15 protein-coding genes are annotated in these 17,834 nt (G+C 36.7%); 13 read left to right on the forward strand and 2 right to left on the reverse strand.

Features of this window, described 5'->3' with window-relative positions; genetic code table 11:
• Nucleotides 1-11 precede the first annotated feature (11 nt).
• The 7 genes from NX902_RS04140 to NX902_RS04170 all read left to right on the forward strand — a co-directional run bounded on the left by NX902_RS04140 (nt 12) and on the right by NX902_RS04170 (nt 8,123).
• Nucleotides 12-1,487 (forward strand): protein adenylyltransferase SelO, encoded by a 1,476-nt coding sequence (locus NX902_RS04140; RefSeq protein WP_341160567.1) that lies wholly within the window; start codon nt 12-14, stop codon nt 1,485-1,487.
• Between the two features lie 251 nt (nt 1,488-1,738).
• Nucleotides 1,739-2,767, forward strand: a complete 1,029-nt coding sequence (locus NX902_RS04145; RefSeq protein ID WP_341161071.1) for a TFIIB-type zinc ribbon-containing protein — start codon at nt 1,739-1,741, stop codon at nt 2,765-2,767.
• Nucleotides 2,764-3,615 (forward strand): TPM domain-containing protein, encoded by an 852-nt coding sequence (locus NX902_RS04150; protein WP_053215638.1) that lies wholly within the window; start codon nt 2,764-2,766, stop codon nt 3,613-3,615. The genes NX902_RS04145 and NX902_RS04150 overlap by 4 nt, the downstream gene beginning before the upstream one ends.
• A gap of 35 nt (nt 3,616-3,650) precedes the next feature.
• On the forward strand, nt 3,651-4,661 hold the full coding sequence (locus tag NX902_RS04155; RefSeq protein ID WP_047941644.1) for an SPFH domain-containing protein: 1,011 nt from the start codon (nt 3,651-3,653) through the stop codon (nt 4,659-4,661).
• Between the two features lie 155 nt (nt 4,662-4,816).
• Nucleotides 4,817-5,260, forward strand: coding sequence for a MarR family winged helix-turn-helix transcriptional regulator (locus NX902_RS04160; protein ID WP_047941643.1), 444 nt, complete (start codon nt 4,817-4,819; stop codon nt 5,258-5,260).
• 178 nt (nt 5,261-5,438) lie between these two features.
• Nucleotides 5,439-6,800 carry an MATE family efflux transporter gene (locus tag NX902_RS04165; RefSeq protein WP_061800610.1) on the forward strand — a complete coding sequence of 454 codons (1,362 nt, stop codon included), beginning with the start codon at nt 5,439-5,441 and terminating at the stop codon, nt 6,798-6,800.
• Nucleotides 6,801-7,184: 384 nt separating this feature from the next.
• Nucleotides 7,185-8,123 (forward strand): magnesium transporter CorA family protein, encoded by a 939-nt coding sequence (locus NX902_RS04170; RefSeq protein ID WP_095330903.1) that lies wholly within the window; start codon nt 7,185-7,187, stop codon nt 8,121-8,123.
• A 38-nt stretch (nt 8,124-8,161) separates the two neighbouring features.
• Here the strand turns inward: NX902_RS04170 and NX902_RS04175 are convergent, their stop codons facing one another.
• A complete protein-coding gene (locus NX902_RS04175) occupies nt 8,162-8,974 on the reverse strand; it encodes an AraC family transcriptional regulator (protein ID WP_123258938.1) in 813 nt (270 codons plus the stop codon).
• A 114-nt stretch (nt 8,975-9,088) separates the two neighbouring features.
• Between NX902_RS04175 and NX902_RS04180 the strand changes: the two genes are divergently transcribed.
• The gene (locus tag NX902_RS04180; protein ID WP_163187953.1) at nt 9,089-11,095 is read left to right on the forward strand and encodes a beta-galactosidase; all 2,007 of its coding nucleotides are present in this window, start codon (nt 9,089-9,091) and stop codon (nt 11,093-11,095) included.
• Nucleotides 11,096-11,174: 79 nt separating this feature from the next.
• On the forward strand, nt 11,175-11,318 hold the full coding sequence (locus NX902_RS04185) for a hypothetical protein (RefSeq protein ID WP_341122622.1): 144 nt from the start codon (nt 11,175-11,177) through the stop codon (nt 11,316-11,318).
• A 517-nt stretch (nt 11,319-11,835) separates the two neighbouring features.
• On the opposite strand, the gene NX902_RS04190 is transcribed toward NX902_RS04185, so the two are convergent.
• Nucleotides 11,836-12,750: an ArsR/SmtB family transcription factor gene (locus tag NX902_RS04190; protein ID WP_163187955.1), complete on the reverse strand. Its 915-nt coding sequence runs from the start codon at nt 12,748-12,750 to the stop codon at nt 11,836-11,838.
• Between the two features lie 286 nt (nt 12,751-13,036).
• Between NX902_RS04190 and NX902_RS04195 the strand changes: the two genes are divergently transcribed.
• The 4 genes from NX902_RS04195 to nrdE all read left to right on the forward strand — a co-directional run bounded on the left by NX902_RS04195 (nt 13,037) and on the right by nrdE (nt 17,790).
• Nucleotides 13,037-14,488 carry an alpha-N-arabinofuranosidase gene (locus tag NX902_RS04195; RefSeq protein WP_163187957.1) on the forward strand — a complete coding sequence of 484 codons (1,452 nt, stop codon included), beginning with the start codon at nt 13,037-13,039 and terminating at the stop codon, nt 14,486-14,488.
• 1 nt (nt 14,489) lies between these two features.
• Complete coding sequence (locus tag NX902_RS04200) at nt 14,490-14,726, forward strand: DUF6171 family protein (RefSeq protein ID WP_095330913.1); 237 nt, start codon at nt 14,490-14,492, stop codon at nt 14,724-14,726.
• Nucleotides 14,727-15,335: 609 nt separating this feature from the next.
• Entirely contained in the window at nt 15,336-15,737 is a 402-nt protein-coding gene (gene nrdI / locus NX902_RS04205) for a class Ib ribonucleoside-diphosphate reductase assembly flavoprotein NrdI (protein ID WP_047945020.1), read from the forward strand.
• Nucleotides 15,697-17,790, forward strand: coding sequence for a class 1b ribonucleoside-diphosphate reductase subunit alpha (nrdE, locus tag NX902_RS04210; protein ID WP_095330915.1), 2,094 nt, complete (start codon nt 15,697-15,699; stop codon nt 17,788-17,790). Before nrdI ends, nrdE begins: the two co-directional genes overlap by 41 nt.
• Nucleotides 17,791-17,834 lie beyond the last annotated feature (44 nt).

Here is a 17,834-nt window from a genome sequence, read left to right on the forward strand (position 1 = left end):
AGGGAGCTAATATGAGTAATAAAGAGACAAAAACAGATGTTGGCTGGAATTTTGATAATAGTTATGCTCGTCTTCCCGAAACATTTTATTCTAAGATGACAGTAAATCCAGTCAGTTCCCCAAGTTTAGTAAAGCTTAATGAGGATTTGGCTAAGACACTTGGATTAAATGGGGAGCAATTGCAGCGCCCTGAGATAATACAAGTATTAAGCGGGAATGAGGTTCCAGAAGGAGGCTTTCCTCTTGCGCAAGCATATGCAGGCCATCAATTTGGCCAACCGACCATGCTAGGCGATGGAAGGGCGATGTTAATCGGAGAGCAGATTACCCCATCAGGCGAACGATTCGATATCCAATTAAAAGGCTCTGGCCGAACTCCCTATTCGCGCGGTGGCGACGGAAGAGCAGCGCTTAAGCCGATGCTAAGGGAGTATATCATTAGTGAAGCGATGCATGGACTAGGGATTCCGACTACTAGAAGCTTAGCGGTTGTTGATACAGGTGAGAAGATTGTCCGGGAAACGAGTTTGCCAGGAGCGATTTTAACAAGAGTGGCAGCAAGCCATCTTCGCGTAGGAACATTTCAATATGCAGCTGCTCTTGAGTCAAAGCAGGATCTTAAAGCACTTGCGGATTATGCTATGGAACGGCATTTCCCAACAATTAAGAAAGATGGGAATCCGTATGTTGAAATGTTTAGAGAAGTAATGAAGCGGCAGGCTGCATTAATTGCTAAATGGCAATTAGTTGGTTTTATCCATGGTGTTATGAACACAGATAATATGACGATTAGTGGCGAGACGATTGACTATGGACCATGTGCGTTTATGGATAGCTTCCATTTAGATACTGTTTTTAGCTCGATTGATGTTCAAGGTCGGTATGCCTATGGAAATCAGCCGAAAATAGCGGGATGGAATCTGGCTAGGTTTGCAGAAAGCCTGTTGCCATTATTCCATGATGATACCGAAAAAGCAGTGGAACTTGCGCAAGCACAATTAGATCAATTTAATCCTTTATATCAGCAGCATTGGCTTGATGGAATGAGAGGGAAATTAGGATTAGTGGCAGCGGAAGAAGAAAAAGATGCTAAGCTAATAGAGAAGCTCCTTGGCATTATGCAAAATAATCGTGCGGACTATACAGATACTTTCCGTGCTTTAACGATAGGGGAAGTAGAACGAATAGAACTAAATAAAAATCAAGCATTTAGCGAATGGCATAAAGCTTGGAAGGAAAGAATTGCAGGACAAGAAGGGGGAGAAGTGGCTGCTCGTGAACGAATGAAAAAACATAATCCGGTCGTAATCCCTCGCAATCATCGTGTCGAAGCAGCACTTGATGCTGCAGAAGGCGGAGATTTAAGTGTAATGGAGGAATTATTACAAATGCTATCTAACCCGTATGCATATACACAAGCACAAATGGAGTACGGCATAGCTCCAGTGAAGATTAACCCTGCTTATAAAACGTATTGCGGAACATGATGATTTTAATAGGGCATAGGCATAGATAACAATCGAAGGTTCCTTGTTTCTTTTTAGAAACGAGGAACTTTTTTATTATTTTCGAGTAAATGTTTACATCTCTGTCATCTATAAACAAAGTGTGAAAATGAAACTTTTTAAACGTTCAATCAGTATATGTATATAACGGAAATTTTTCACGGCAGCAGAGCAGCGAGTGGATAAATAAGGTATGATTAGTATAAGAAGAGATAAAAATTGAGGTGATTTACTTGATCCTTCATTATAAATGCCCAAATTGTGGGGGAGATATGAGCTTTAATGCAGATACAGGCAGTTTATCTTGCCCTAGCTGTGGAAATGAAGAGAATATTGAGAGCTATCCAGAAAATTTAATGACCGCTTCTTTTGAAGAGAATGAGGTGAAGGAATACCATTGTGACAACTGCGGGGCAGTATTACTAACAGAAGCAGACACAACGGCAACAAATTGTAGCTTTTGCGGTGCAGGCGTTGTTATTGCTGACCGCTTGGCAGGAGCGCTTGCTCCTAAGAAAGTGATCCCTTTTACAATCAGTAAAGAAGAAGCTATGGCGGCTTTTCAAAAATGGTGCAGAAAGGGACTATTGACTCCAAAGGGATTTATGAATGCAGACAGGATAAAAAGTATTACTGGTATGTATGTACCATTCTGGCTTTATGATTTAAACAGTGATGTTGATGTAACTGCCCTTTGCACAAAGGTCCGGACGTATACAAGCGGTGATTATATCTATACGGAAACGAAGTATTATGAAGCATATCGAAAGATAAATTTAGATTATACGAAAATTCCAGTTGATGCTTCTGAAAAAATGAAAGATGAATTAATGGATAAATTGGAACCTTTTCCATATGAACAGTTAAAAGATTTTAAAACACCTTATCTAGCTGGCTTTATTTCTGAAAAATATAATTATACGGATGCGGAATTATTGCCGCGAGCCAAAGATAAAGTGAGTGATTACATTGATTCCTTTGTACACTCTACTTTTATTGGGTATCATGCGATAAATTATCGGGATAGAAATATTGATACAAAAGCGGTCCGGAGTGATTATGTCTTGCTACCTGTATGGATGGTCAGTTACGATTACGAAAGCCAAGAGCATATTTTTGCGATGAATGGGCAGACAGGAAAAGTAGTCGGGAAACCGCCGATTAGTAAAGGCAAGGTAGCGCTATGGTTTAGCGGAATTGCTTGCGGCACATTCCTTGCATTAAAAGGTATCTCCTTCTTAATGGGTGGTGGTTTCTTTTGAGAAAAATTTTAAGGAACTATAGTAGTTTACTATTTATTGCCTTGGCAATATTTACTCTGTTTTCAGGCAGTGCTGTAAGTGCAGCTTCAGAAAATCAAACGGAATATATCTTTGATGATGCCCAGCTTTTAACAGATTCTGAAAAAACAGAACTGGAAAGCTTAGCAGAGGAATTAGGCGAAGAAACCGAAACTGCCTTATTGATTCTTACGCTAGATGGTACAGATGGAAAAGATATCGAACAATATGTAGACGATTATTATGATGAAGAAGCACCAGGCTATGACCAGCCTCATGGAAATACAGCCATCTTAGCCATTGATATGGAAGAAAGAGATATCTATTTAGCAGGTTTTAAAAGAGCGGAAGATGCATTGGATAACGCGACAATTGATTATATCCGTGAAGAGATAACACCAGCTTTATCAGATGGTGAATATTTTGAAGCTTTCTCCACTTTTATGCATGAATCGGCTTATTATTTAGTGGATGACCCGGCTAATTTAGAAGATGATTATGATTATAGCGGCATAGATGAGGCTCGAAATGAATATAACGAGGAAAATAATGCAAGTGGAATGCCAGCATTTTTCTTCCATTGGGGCTTTCAGCTAATTGCCTCGCTCGTGATTGCAGGGATCATCGTGAGTATAATGGTTTTCCAATCTGGAGGAAAAGTAACCGTGAATGGCAATACGTATATGGATAACTCGAAGATTATAAATAGACATGATCGCTTTATTCGAAAAACAGTAACAAAACAAAGAAAGCCACAAAACAACTCAGGTGGCGGTGGCGGGATCACTGGCGGTGGTCACTCCCATAGTGGAAGCAGAGGAAAATTCTAAACAAATATTTACTTATTGAAAGGGGTTAAAAAAGGATGTCATTTTTTCGTAATCAATTTGCCAATGTAGTGGAATGGGAAGAATTTCGTGAAGATATGATTTTTTATAAATGGAAAAATCGTGAAATTAAAAAGGGAAGTAAATTAATTATTCGCCCAGGACAGGATGCTATCTTCTTAAATAATGGCAATATAGAAGGAGCTTTTCAAGAGGAGGGTGAGTATGATATTGAATCGCAAATTGTTCCATTTCTGTCCACTTTAAAAGGCTTTAAGTTCGGATTCAATAGTGGAATGCGAGTTGAAGTACTATTCGTCAATACTAAGGAATTTACAGTTAAATGGGGCACGAAAAATGCAATAAATATACCAGCTGCTGGGCTTCCTGGTGGAATGCCAATAAGAGCAAACGGAACCTTTCAATTTAAAGTAAAGGACTATATCGCGCTGATCGATAAAATTGCTGGGATTAAAAATCAATATTTAGTAGAAGATGTAAAAATTCGCATTATCTCTGTGCTGGATCAATTATTAATGAAGTGGATAGTCACAGCAGGTAAGGATATGTTCAATCTCCAAGCAAACTCCTTTGAAATTGCCAAAGGCATTCAAGAAGATTTAAATAGCCAGATGATGGAAAGCGGGCTTGCGATAACAGGCTTCCAGATTATGAGCTTCAGCTATCCGAAAGAAGTACAGGAAATGATTAATAAAAATGCCTCACACGGAATGGTTGGCAATATAGATAAGTACCAGCAAATCTCGATGATTGATGGCATGGCTAATGGGAAAATGTCAGGCGGGGGTGCAGCGTCTGATATGGCTGGCATGATGATGGGAATGAATATGGCTAATCAAATGATGGATAAAATGAATAAGCAAAATCAAAGCCAGGGGCAAAATCAGCAGCAAGCGCCGGCTCAACAACCAACACCAGAAGCAGCATCCCAGAATCAAGAGAAAAAACGGCCCAATTTTTGTCCGAATTGTGGAACGAAAACAGGGGAAGGCAATTTCTGCTCCAATTGTGGCCATAAATTAGTATAAAAGAGACGCAAAACGGTTTTCCATAGAGGGAAACCGTTTTGTTTTTGGGTTTATAGGTTGTTATTTTACAAACACAAAAAGCATTTTATTGACATTATATAGAAGGTGAGGTAAATTAGTTAGTATTCTAAGTAATTGAAAAGGAAGGAATGAACATGAAGGAGAGGGAGTTTGAAGTAAATTTTCAATATCTTATTCGCACCATTAATCATAAAATTAAGCTAAGTGGTGATAAAAGGTTGGAAGCGCATGGGATTACATTAGAACAGGCTCGTACTATGGGTTTCATTGATGCGCATGAGGAACAGGGGATTACGCATAAGGATTTAGAATCAAGGTTTAATCGAAAGGGTTCCTCCATCAGTAGTATCATTCATAATTTGGAAAAAAAAGATTTTATAAAACGTACAATTGATCCAAAGGATGAGCGTAGAAAGTTATTGTCTCTTTCAGAGAAAGGGAAAAAAATCGTAGGTGATTTTGAAGCTTTTTTTGCAAATGCTGAGAATATGCTGGTAGAGGGTTTTAGTGAAGAAGAGAAAAAACAGCTATTTCATTTTTTAGAACGAATGAATGTAAATGTAGACAAACAACTTTAGCAAAGTGATATCTTACAGGGGATATCACCGTATATAGTTAGAGTTCTAAGTAAATAAAAAACTAAATTGTTTTTCCTTTTCAATACATTTAGATTAAGTACGGTTCAACGAATGAGGTCTGTTTATTACAAATAAATAGTTAGATTTCTAACTAAATAAAAAAGAAAGTAGTGGGAATATGGAAAAAGAAAATCTTTATTATTTTGAAAAAGCACCAATTGCTAAAGCGGTTGCCCATTTTGCTATCCCAATGATGCTTGGTATGTCAATGACAGTAGTTTATTCGATTTTAAATGCTTATTTTATTGGCTTTTTACAGGACACTGCGATGCTTACAGCTATTACACTAGCACTTCCCGTCTTTGCTCTAATCATGGCTTTTGGAAATTTAATAGGAATGGGAGGGGGTACCTATATATCAAGGCTTCTTGGTGAAAAAAAATATTATAGAGTAAAACAAGTATCTTCGATTTCTATTTACAGTTCTATATTATTAGGTTTATTAATCATTATAATTACAGTTCCATTTATAGATTCGATTGTTTCATTATTGGGTAGTAGCCTCCATTCCTTCGATTATACAAAACAATACGTATTGATGTTAATTATTGGTTCACCGTTTATCATTTTATTTTTTACTATGGAACAATTAGTTCGATCAGAAGGTGCGGCAAATGTTTCTATGATTGGAATGATACTTAGTGTTGCCATAAATATTGTGCTTGATTTATTGTTTATTTTTGTTTTAAAGCTAGGAATTATGGGGGTCGCAGCAGCAACCATTCTCTCAAATATTATGGCTTGTATTTATTTTAGTTATTATATGGGAAAAAAGAGCAAATTCCTTACCTTATCTTTTCGAGAATTTTCATTCGAAAAAACTATCTTTAAGCATATTTTAACGATTGGGGTTCCCGTATTTTTGATGAATGTGTTTATGGGAGTTACAGCCCTATTCTTTAATCACTTTATGATGATATATGGAGATAAAGCAGTTGCTGGTTATGGAATTTCCTCAAGATTACAACAGTTTCCTGAGTTTTTCATCATGGGAGTTTGTGAGGGGGTAGTGCCGTTAATAGCTTATTCCTTTACAGCAGATAGAAAGCGGATGAAAAAAGTTTTGGCGTTTACGAGTAAGCTTATACTAGGAATGGCCGTTCTTTTTGGATTAATTATCTTTTTTACATCCAGCAACCTTATCGGTTTATTTACTAATGATATCGAATTAATTACAGTAGGAAGCTATATCTTAAAAGTAACGTTCTTATCTATGTTTTTATCTGGTTTTACATTCTTAATTATTGGCATGTTTCAGGCGACTGGTCAGGGTACTGCTGCCTTTGTTATGGCCTTTGTGCAAGGATTGGTGTTAATTCCTATTTTGTTTTTTGCTAATTTCACTTTTGGTTTTCATGGTGTCGTTTGGTCCCTGTTTATAGCAGATAGTATTACATTCATAGTAGCCGCAGCTATATTATATGTATTAAGAAATAAATTAAATAGTCCTTCTGTGGAAGAGTTGCTGCAAGGAGAATAATACGCCAAAATAATGGATTCTTGCTTAGGAAAACAAAAATGCAATATTGCTGTAATAGGAGAAGAAACACTAATTCCTCTAGTCTCAGCAATATTGCAGAGATAGTGTCTATTTATGTAAGCTATAAGGGGAACGAGAGAAATTTAGTCTTTTTCGGTTTACAATCAATAAATTATAAAGTAGTATGTAAGAGGTTTAAAGATTACAAGCAAGGAGTTGAATTTTTATGAGTACTCGAAAGTGTATGGAACCTGAACCAGAACCCACGGCCATGAAAGAGGAAGTCATATATAGCCCTTCCTTTAGAAGTTTGAATACTGATAAAGATTCAACTTTATTTGGCAGAGAATGTTGACTTCCTCTACAACAAGAGGAGGTAAAAGCATGAGAAAAATTTATATTTCAAATGAAGATGGAATGTTGCAGGAAACAGATAAAGTAGTCAATGGCTGCTGGATCAATTTAATAGCACCAACAGAGCAGGAGATAACAGAAATTGCAACAGGTTTAGATATTCCATTAGCGTTTATGAAAGATCCATTGGATGAAGAAGAGCGTTCAAGAATTGAAAAAGATGGGGAGAATATATTGATCATTGTCAATCTTCCGCTCGTTTCGTTTGATGAAAAAAAGACACAAATTTATGACACCATTCCATTAGGAATGATTATTGCCAAGAATTGCTTTATTACTGTTTGCTTAAAGGATAATCCTATTTTTCAACAATTTTCTGAAGGAAGAATGAAGAGCTTTTTTACGTACAAAAAAACTCGTTTTTCCTTGCAAATACTGTATAGTATGGCGACAGCTTATTTAAAATATTTAAAGCAAATCAGCAAGAAGACAGATAGCATTGAAAAAGAGCTGCAGCAGTCCATGAAAAATAAAGAGCTTTTCTCTTTGCTTAACATCGAAAAAAGTTTAGTGTACTTTACGACTTCTTTAAAATCGAATAATATTGTTATGCAAAAAATGCTTAAAAGTAATTATTTGAAAATGTATGAAGATGATCAAGAATTGTTAGAGGATGTTATCATTGAGAATCAGCAAGCAATTGAGATGGCCGAAACCCATATGTCGATTTTAAGTGGAATGATGGATGCCTTTGCTTCAGTTATTTCCAATAATGTTAATATGGTCATGAAGTTTCTCACATCCTTCACGATTATTTTATCCTTACCAACAATGGTTGCGAGCTTTTACGGCATGAATGTGCATATTCCATTTCAGGATATGTCCTATTCTTTCACCATTGCGATTATGATTTCCTTCCTATTATCAGGAATAACAGCTCTAGTCTTTTGGAAAAAGAAATTCTTTTGATAATGTACAGCTCCTCCTTATGATAGGGAGGAGCTTCTTTAATAAAATGCTCGAAACTCTTTTGGTGTGAAGCCTGTTTCCTTTTTAAAGGTGGCAACAAAATGACTGGTGTCATTGAAGCCAGTTAAGAACGTAATGTCCTTGATTTTTATTTCTCTATTGGTAACTAAGATTTCTTTTGCCTTTTTTATTCTGTATGCAAGGATATATTGATAGATAGAAACACCGACAAATCGTCTAAAAAGCTTATTCAAGTATTGTGGGGAGATATAGAGTCTCTTTGCGATATCGCCAATATCACATTTCTCTACATAGTTTGTTTCAATCCATTGGATACTCGGCCAAATATATTGCTGATATAAATCATTAGTATGGACGGTTCTATGTAAGCCATGGTCTCGTATATTTAATAAAAAGGTATACACATCAATGGAAAGCTGCTGCTGTCTATTTTGGTTTTCGTTTTTTATATGGGACAACATTTTTCTCGTCCAATTACTGTAAGAGAAATCTTGGCAATCGTTGGCAAGATAGTATGGAGCAGTTCCAAGGATATCTGCTATATTTGGAGAAAAAGTACCGTTAATCGTTAAAAAATTTGTTTGCCAGCCCTTGGCCGAAATGGCCTGATAGTAATGTGAAACAAATGGTGTAATCAGAATTCCTTCCGAAGGTCTTAAGCGGATCTTTTCATTTTCAATGGTGACCTCCCCTAACCCCTCTTCCGTTTGTAACCAATGGTAATACGGATAGCCATCCGCTCGCATAATCATTTCTTGCTCCCACTGATAGCCGATGCTTTCGATGGAAAAGGGATTAGAACCATCTAATAAATTAAAATGTACTTCCATTTATGTATCCCCTTACATTAGTTTCATATTTTTATATAAACTAGTTACTCTTATTATACTTTTTCTTTATTTGCCTATCTATAATGAATGTATAAAAAAAGTGGAGGGATGAAGATGGCGAAAAAATTCTTTAATCGTATTTTATATGGAGGAGATTATAATCCGAATCAATGGCCAAAAGAGATTTGGGAAGAGGATATGCGGATATTTAAAAAGGCGGGGATTAATTCAGCGACGATTAATGTTTTTTCATGGGCAAAAATTCAACCTTCTGAAGATGAATACTACTTTGAGGAGCTAGATGACATAGTTGAAATGCTAAGCCGGGATAAGTATGATATCATCCTGGCCACGTCAACAGCTTCGTTACCAGCATGGATGGTAAAAAAATATCCAGAAGTAGCACGAACTGATTATGAGGGCAGACACCATAAATTTGGACAGAGACATAATGCCTGCCCAAACAGTCTCGTTTACCAAAAGTATGCAAGTAAACTAGCGGGGAAATTAGCAGAAAGATACGGAAATAATCCATATGTTACTTGTTGGCATATTAACAATGAATATGGCGGCGAGTGTTACTGTGAAAACTGTGAAAAGGCATTTCGAGTGTGGCTGAAAAAACGATATCAAACGATTGAAGCATTGAACCAAGCATGGAATTTGGAATTTTGGGGTCATACCATCTATGAGTGGGATGAAATCGTTCTTCCGAATGCATTAAGTGAAGGGATTGGCAGTGATAAAACCGCATTTGCAGGAATATCTATCGATTACCGCCGCTTTAATTCCGATAGTATGCTGGAAAATTACAAGATGGAACGGGATGCTATACGAAGATATGACGCCGATACGCCTATCACCACAAATTTAATGGGCACTTATAAAAATTTAGATTACTTTAAATGGGCAAAAGAAATGGATCTCGTTTCATGGGATAATTATCCAAGCTATAATACACCATTGAGCTACACAGCGATGTGTCATGATTTAATGCGCGGACTTAAAGATGGGCAGCCGTTTATGTTAATGGAACAAACTCCTAGCCAGCAAAACTGGCAGCCTTATAATTCCTTAAAGCGACCTGGGAAAATGCGGGCACAAAGTTACCAAACGATAGCACATGGAGCAGATACGATTCAATTTTTCCAGCTGCGCCGTTCCGTCGGAGCATGCGAGAAATTTCATGGTGCTGTTATTGAGCATGTCGGGCATGAAAATACAAGAGTGTTTCGAGAGGTAAGAGAACTTGGGAATGAATTGCAGAATTTAGGGGATGAATTTTTAGGCTCTACCATTGATAGTAAGGTTGGCATCATTTTTGACTGGGAAAACTATTGGGCGCTCGAGTATACGAGTGGACCAAATAAAGATTTAAAATATGTTGATCAAATTCATCAATACTATCAATATTTTTATACAAAGAATATTCCAGTTGATATGATCTCGGTTGATAGTGACCTCTCTAAGTATGACATGGTCGTTGCCCCAGTTCTTTATATGACGAAAGCAGGACTGGCAGAGCGAATCACTGCATTTGTGGAAAATGGCGGACATTTTGTTACTACTTTTATGAGCGGAATTGTTAATGAATCAGATAATGTCTACCTTGGCGGGTACCCAGGACCATTAAGAGAAATAGCAGGAATCTGGGTCGAGGAAATTGACGCATTAGCCCCAGAACAAAAAAACGGGGTTGAATTTGCGGATGGAAATATCTATACCTGTCAGCTGCTATGTGACATTATTCATCTAGAAGGAGCAGAGACTGTCGCTGCTTATAAAAAAGATTTTTACGGAAATACACCGGCTATTACAAAAAACACTTATGGAAAAGGGACTGTTTGGTATGTTGGTACACAAGTAGAACAGACTGGTCTTACTCATTTATTGAACCAAGTGATAGAGGGAACAGAGGCAAAGCCAATTTGTTCAAATGGAGAGGGTTTAGAAATTACGAAAAGAGATACAGACAAAGCTTCGTTTTATTTTGTCATTAACCAACAGGTAAACAAGCAGCAATTACCGGAAGAGCTGGTTGGTAAGGTTAATCTACTAACTGGAGAAGTGGTGAAGGAAGCTGTGGAATTAAAGCAATTTGATGTACTTATATTGAAATAAAAATTACGTGGAGTTTGGCTACATCGAATAAGTCGATGTAGCTTTTTTATTTGGGAGTATGGAGGAAGGCGGATGAGATTTGCTGCTAGATGAAGGGGCGGGCGAGATGATGTTGATGGATGGGATGAAAATCACAATTTGTGAGAGAGAAGGGAAAAGAGGCGTTCATGGAGAGGATGAAAGCCGAAATTTAGGAAGGAAGAGAGAAAAGAGGTGTTCATGAAGAGAGTGAAAGCCACAATCCGGGGAGGCTGAGGAAAAAATGGTGTTCATCAAGTGGATGAACACCACAATCCAGAAAGATCGAGGGAAAAGAGGTGTTCATGAAGAGAGTGAAAGCCATAATCCGGGGAGGCTGAGGAAAAAATGGGGTTCATCAAGTGGATGAAAGCTACAATCCAGGAAGAGCGAGGGAAAAGAGGCGTTCATGGAGAGGATGAAAGCCGAAATTTAGGAAGGAAGAGAGAAAAGAGGTGTTCATGAAGAGGATGAAAGCCATAATCCGGGGAGCTGAGGAAAAAATGGTGTTCATGGAGAGGATGAAAACCACAATCCAGGGAGGCTGAGGGAAAAGAGGCGTTCATCAAGCAAATGAACACCAACAATCTCAGGACTAAACTAAAAAATGGTGTTCATTAAAAGAAGATTTAAAACAAAAAGAAAAGGTGCTTTTCTTCAAACACCTTTTCTTTAGACGTAAAGTTTTCTTCTATTAATTTGTACGACTTTTATCAGATCGACTACACGAGATTACTATAATACGTAATGAAATTTATATCTTGATCGTAATTTCCAAACCCTTTTCCGAATAAAGTAACGCCGCCAAGATTTTCTGCATCTTCTTTTACTGCTACTTTTAAATCCCACATTCCACTTTGTTCTTCGCGAAACTGATCAATAGTAGTATCGGATAATTTTTTGCCATCAGCATAAACCCCGTGCTTGGTGATGCGAATAGTAAGCAAGATACCGTATTGGTTGGTTTCATTTGGCCACCAATCGGGGGTAAAACGGCCTCTTGTGTCAGAGAAGTCTCCTGGACTAGTCCACGTACACAGTTCTTTACCATTTAAAGAAAATGTAATATCAGAAGGCCAGACATTATTCGAATAAGGAAATTCAGAAGAAGCTTCCAAGACAATATCAATCATCTCTAGTCTATCTTTTTCTTTCAGAATAGAAGGAATGCGATATTCAATAAATCCTTTCGTGAACCACAGGATAGCTGCCTGATTTTTTTCTGGATCCATAAAGTATTTAGGATCATCGTATTCGCCAATAGCTTTAGCGGTAGTCGCCAGGCCGCAGGTTGGGTAAACTTCAAAATTAAAATAGTGACCAACTGGAATTGCCTGTTTATAGGTTTCAAAAGCAGAGTAAATCTTTTGAGGAAATTGTATTTCGATTCGATCTACTTTTAAGATAGCAATTTTTTGCAGACCAGATTTGCCAGGGATTGTTTCGGTTTTTACTAAACCTGCATCACTCATTTTTGTAATATGTCTACTGACTATGGCACTGCTTATATTCAATTCTTTTGCGAGCTCGCCAATATTCATTTTTTTCTTGGATAATAATTTAATAATGTTTATTCGTGTAGGGCTGGATAGAACCTCGTACACAGGGATAGAATTTTCCGATATATCTAATTGCATCTTTGGTACCCCCTTTATTACTATTATATTACTACAAGAATAAGTTAATAGCAAAATCAAATATTATATATAACTAATTAGTTAATTAAAAATAATGATATTATCATAATAGTATACCAGTAAGTTATTGACAACGCTTTCTTATTGTATTATATTTTAGTCATGAGTTTATCTTTTTAACTATGTAACTAGCAATAGTAGAAAGGAGGATATTATACATAGAATTGTGAACAACTTAGTAATTTGTTATTGTTTTTCCAAAAATTAAAAATGGAGGAATCACAACATGCAAGTGAAATTATTAGTAGATAAACAAGGACCAACAATAAGTAAATATATTTATGGACAATTTGCAGAACATCTAGGACGGTGCATTTATGAAGGTGTTTGGGTTGGTACCGACTCTGATATTCCAAATGAAAATGGAATTCGTAAAGATGTTGTAAATGCATTAAAAGAGATTCAAATTCCTGTAGTTCGGTGGCCAGGTGGTTGTTTTGCTGATGAATATCATTGGAAAGACGGGATTGGACCAATAGAGAATAGAAGTACAATAGTGAATACACATTGGGGTGGAGTAACAGAAAATAACCACTTTGGTACCCATGAATTCTTTGAATTGGTCCGCCAATTAGATTGTGAAGCTTATATTAATGGAAATGTAGGAAGCGGGACAGTTCAAGAAATGCAAGAATGGGTAGAATATATGACCATGAATGGCGAATCTCCAATGGCAAATCTCCGCCGGCAAAATGGCCAGGAGGAAGCATGGAAAGTAGAATTTTTTGGTGTTGGTAATGAATCCTGGGGCTGTGGCGGAAATATGCGTCCAGAATATTATGCGGACCTTTACCGGAGATATCAGACCTATGTTCGGAAATATGGAGAGCATAATATCTACAAAATTGCCTGTGGGGCAAGTGTAGATGACTATAATTGGACAGAAGTATTAATGAAAAATGCAGCAAGGTTTATGGATGGAATTAGCCTCCACCATTACTCCATTCCAACAAGAGTATGGGAGGATAAAGGCGATGCTATAAATTTCCCAGAAGAACAGTGGTATTCTGTATTAGAGCATGCTCAGTACATGGACGAATTGATTACCAAACACAGTACAATAATGGATAAATATGATCCAGAAAAACGTGTTGGTTTAATTGTAGACGAGTGGGGAGCTTGGTATAACGTAGAACCTGGTACAAATCCTGGCTTCTTATATCAGCAAAACACTATTCGTGATGCTATGCTTGCGGCAATTACATTAAATATTTTCCATAAGCATGCAGACCGAGTTCATATGGCGAATATTGCACAGATGGTGAACGTTTTGCAAGCAATGCTATTAACAGAAGGGGAGAAAATGATCAAAACCCCTACTTATCATGTTTTTGATTTGTATAAACATCATCAGGATGCAGAGTTAGTTGATTCCTATGGGGATGAAAGTAATCATGTAACATATACAGCTTCTAAGAAGGATGGAAAATTAACGGTTTCACTATGTAACTATGATTTAACGGAAACGAGAGAAATTACCCTTTCCAGAGAAGAAGGGGAGTTTGAAATAGTGGAAGCAGAATATATTACGGCAGATGCAATGAATGCTCATAATACATTTGAAGAACCAGAGGCTGTAGCAAAAAAAGAGTTTACTAGCTATATAGTTGAGAAAGGAACATTAAAGGTTACTTTACCACCTAGGAGTGTTGCAAGCATCGTAACAAAGGAAAACTGAGATGGCTTGTGTAGGCTGCGAGCTAAAGGAACAAGTTAGTCAATTAGATGTTGATGCACTTGTTCAAGAACAGCTTTCCTTCGAAGTAGATTTAGCGCGAGAGGAAATAAGAGATCTACGATTGAGCATATGTGTCCAGTGTGAGCACCTAAATCAACATACCTGTGGAAAATGCGGATGTTTTGTCCGCTTCCGTGCTAGCTTAGACAAAAAAAGCTGTCCTGATAAAAAATGGTAGGACTGACAAAAATGAAATATTAAGTGAGATAAAGGAAGGCAGCACATTGCTGCCTTCTTTCTTTATGGATAAAAGTACAAACAGATATTTTTAGAGAAAAAGGTGTAATCTTTTTAAGAGAAGGGAAAGAAAAAAGCAAAAAAATGTATGGAAAAAAATTGGCTGCAACCTTATAATAAACTTTTGAATTTAAATGGAAAAATAAAATTTTAATAAGATGACCTTATGCAAAAGAGTAATAAAAATTTTTTAGCGTTTGTCTAAAGGCGAATATTTTTTAGGATGATAAAAAATGAAGAGCCTTCTTTTTAAATGAAAATTCTAATGAAAACAGTCTGTATCAAATGTTAGTTAAATTCATTCAAAATCATTCGACAAGGAAATATAAAAATCTATCAAATTTAAGCGATAATTGTTGACAAAAAAATATAAAAGTACGTTATTGACTCTTACCTCAAAAAAGGATTATATAGTCTTAGACACAATATATTGAAACGGAATATCGACATCTATCTATATTTAGTAGACTTTGTAAGAAATGGAGCGTATTGCTTAAAATATAGCTTTTTTTCTTTTTTTTATTCAAGTCTTTGTAAGGAGGGAGAATTTGTGCTTATTGTTTATGACAGTAAGACGGGAAATGTACGAAGATTTTTTAATAAATTAGGACTTCCAGCAAATAAAGGAATCGAGATAAGCGCTGGGTTAAAAGTTCATGAACCATATATACTATTAACTTACACAACCGGGATGGGACAAGTTCCTCAAACAACTTTAGACTTCCTTAAAATAAATCATCCAAACCTTCATGCTGTAGTTGCCAGTGGAAATAAAAACTGGGGCCAGAATTTTGCTTTAAGTGCTAATAAAATATCAACCATGTACGGAGTACCAATCTTACATAAATTTGAAATGAGTGGTATGCCTGAAGATGTAGAGATAGTTAGAGAAAGGGTGCAAAGTATTAGCTATGAGACATATAGAACTAAACAACGAAGTGACACAGCTTAATGAAAAGGGGTTTTTCCGCCTCGAAAAAGATAAAGAAGCTGTTGCTGAATTTCTAGAATCTGAAATCAATCCAAAATTGATTCGTTTTGACTCTATTGAACAAAGATTTAAATATATGGTGGAAGAGGACTTCTATTATCCACAGGTTTTAGAACAATACAAGATTTCGGAAATTGAGGAAATTACAAAGCTTGTATATGCATATGAATTTAAGTTTCAATCTTATATGGCTATATCCAAATTTTATAAAGATTATGCCTTAAAAACAAATGACAAGAAGCAATACCTTGAAACGTATGAGGATCGAATTATTATTGTCGCTCTATTCTTAGGACAAGGTGATTTCGAAAAAGCAAAGAAAAATGCAATTGCGATGATTGAACAGCGTTACCAGCCTGCTACACCTACTTTCTTGAATGCAGGTAGAAGTCGCCGTGGTGAGATGGTTTCGTGCTTCTTATTAGAAATGGACGACTCTTTAAATTCGATTTTCCATAATATTAATACATCTGGACAGCTATCGAAAATAGGAGGGGGCGTAGCGCTTAACCTGTCGAAGCTTCGTGCCCGCAATGAGCAAATAAAAGGAATTGATAATGCTGCATCAGGTGTAGTGCCTGTCATGAAGCTTCTAGAAGATACTTTTTCTTATGCAAACCAATTGGGACAGAGAAAAGGCGCAGGTGCCGTCTACTTAAATATCTTCCATTGGGACATTGTGGAATACTTGGATACAAAGAAAATCAATGCGGACGAGAAGTCACGGATTCAAACACTTTCAATCGGCTTAATTGTGGAAAATAAATTTTTCCAATTAGCGAAAGAAAACAAAGACCTATACGTATTCGCACCATTCAGTGTGTACAAGGAATATGGCATTCATATGGATGACATGAGAATGGATGAAATGTATGAGGAGCTTGTTGCTAATCCGAACGTGAAAAAGCGTGTCATTATGTCTGCACGTGAAATGCTGACAAAAATTGCGCAAATCCAATTGGAGTCTGGTTATCCATATTTTATGAATAAATCAAATGCCAATAATGGACATGCTCTTAAGGATATTGGACAAATTAAAATGAGTAATTTATGTACAGAGATTTTCCAGCTTCAAGAGACATCAGAAATTACGGATTATGGACAAGAAGATATTATTCGCCGTGATATTAACTGTAACTTAGGCTCTTTAAACATCCCTAATGTGATGAAGCCAGGCGAAGTATTCAGAGATTCTGTTCATGTTGGTATTGAAGCATTAACTACTGTATCAAATATTTCAGACATTCAAAATGCTCCATCTGTCAAAAAAGCTAATGAAGAACTTCATGCAGTCGGTTTAGGGGCGATGAATCTTCATGGCTATTTAGCAAAAAACAAGATTAGCTATGAATCAGAAGAAGCAAAAGACTTTACGGCGACTTTCTTTATGATGATGAACTTCTATTCAATTGAGAAGAGCATGCTAATTGCTAAAGAAAGAGAAGAAACATTTAAAGAGTTCGAAAAATCGGAGTATGCTAAAGGAACTTATTTTGAAAAATATAAACAAGTAAGCTTTGCTCCGAAAACAGACAAAGTAAAAGAACTATTTGCAGGCATCTATATTCCTACTTGTGAAGATTGGGCAGAATTAGCTGCACAAGTGCAAAAACATGGGATGTATAATGCGTATCGCTTGGCTGTTGCACCAACCCAATCAATAGGGTATATCCAAAATGCGACAGCATCGGTAATGCCGGTTGTTAACCAAATTGAGTCTCGCACTTATGCTAACTCTACGACTTATTATCCGATGCCATATATGGATGAAACAAACTTCTGGTATTATAAATCAGCGTTTGATATGAACCAATTCAAGGTAATGGACTTAATCGCTGCAGCTCAAGAACATGTCGACCAAGGGATATCAACGATTCTTTACGTAAACTCAGATGTTTCTACGAAAGAATTAGCTCGTTATTATATTTATGCAAATGAAATTGGATTAAAATCACTTTACTATACAAGAACTCGCAATCTAGCTATTGATGAGTGCATTGCATGTGCCGTTTAAGAGAAGAATGAAGAAGTAGGAGGAGGGAAACTCCTCCTGTTTTC

This window comes from Niallia sp. FSL W8-0954, assembly GCF_038005605.1.
GTDB lineage: Bacteria > Bacillota > Bacilli > Bacillales > Cytobacillaceae > Niallia > Niallia circulans_A.

Bases quoted from the DNA above. Each gene is read 5' to 3' on its own strand.
- NX902_RS04160 (WP_047941643.1), top strand. From the start codon at position 4,817: ATGAAGGAGAGGGAGTTTGAAGTAAATTTTCAATATCTTATTCGCACC.
- NX902_RS04170 (WP_095330903.1), top strand. From the start codon at position 7,185: ATGAGAAAAATTTATATTTCAAATGAAGATGGAATGTTGCAGGAAACA.
- NX902_RS04140 (WP_341160567.1), top strand. From the start codon at position 12: ATGAGTAATAAAGAGACAAAAACAGATGTTGGCTGGAATTTTGATAAT.
- NX902_RS04165 (WP_061800610.1), top strand. From the start codon at position 5,439: ATGGAAAAAGAAAATCTTTATTATTTTGAAAAAGCACCAATTGCTAAA.
- NX902_RS04200 (WP_095330913.1), top strand. From the start codon at position 14,490: ATGGCTTGTGTAGGCTGCGAGCTAAAGGAACAAGTTAGTCAATTAGAT.
- NX902_RS04175 (WP_123258938.1), bottom strand. From the start codon at position 8,974: ATGGAAGTACATTTTAATTTATTAGATGGTTCTAATCCCTTTTCCATC.
- NX902_RS04195 (WP_163187957.1), top strand. From the start codon at position 13,037: ATGCAAGTGAAATTATTAGTAGATAAACAAGGACCAACAATAAGTAAA.
- nrdE (WP_095330915.1), top strand. From the start codon at position 15,697: ATGAGACATATAGAACTAAACAACGAAGTGACACAGCTTAATGAAAAG.
- NX902_RS04180 (WP_163187953.1), top strand. From the start codon at position 9,089: ATGGCGAAAAAATTCTTTAATCGTATTTTATATGGAGGAGATTATAAT.
- NX902_RS04155 (WP_047941644.1), top strand. From the start codon at position 3,651: ATGTCATTTTTTCGTAATCAATTTGCCAATGTAGTGGAATGGGAAGAA.
- NX902_RS04190 (WP_163187955.1), bottom strand. From the start codon at position 12,750: ATGCAATTAGATATATCGGAAAATTCTATCCCTGTGTACGAGGTTCTA.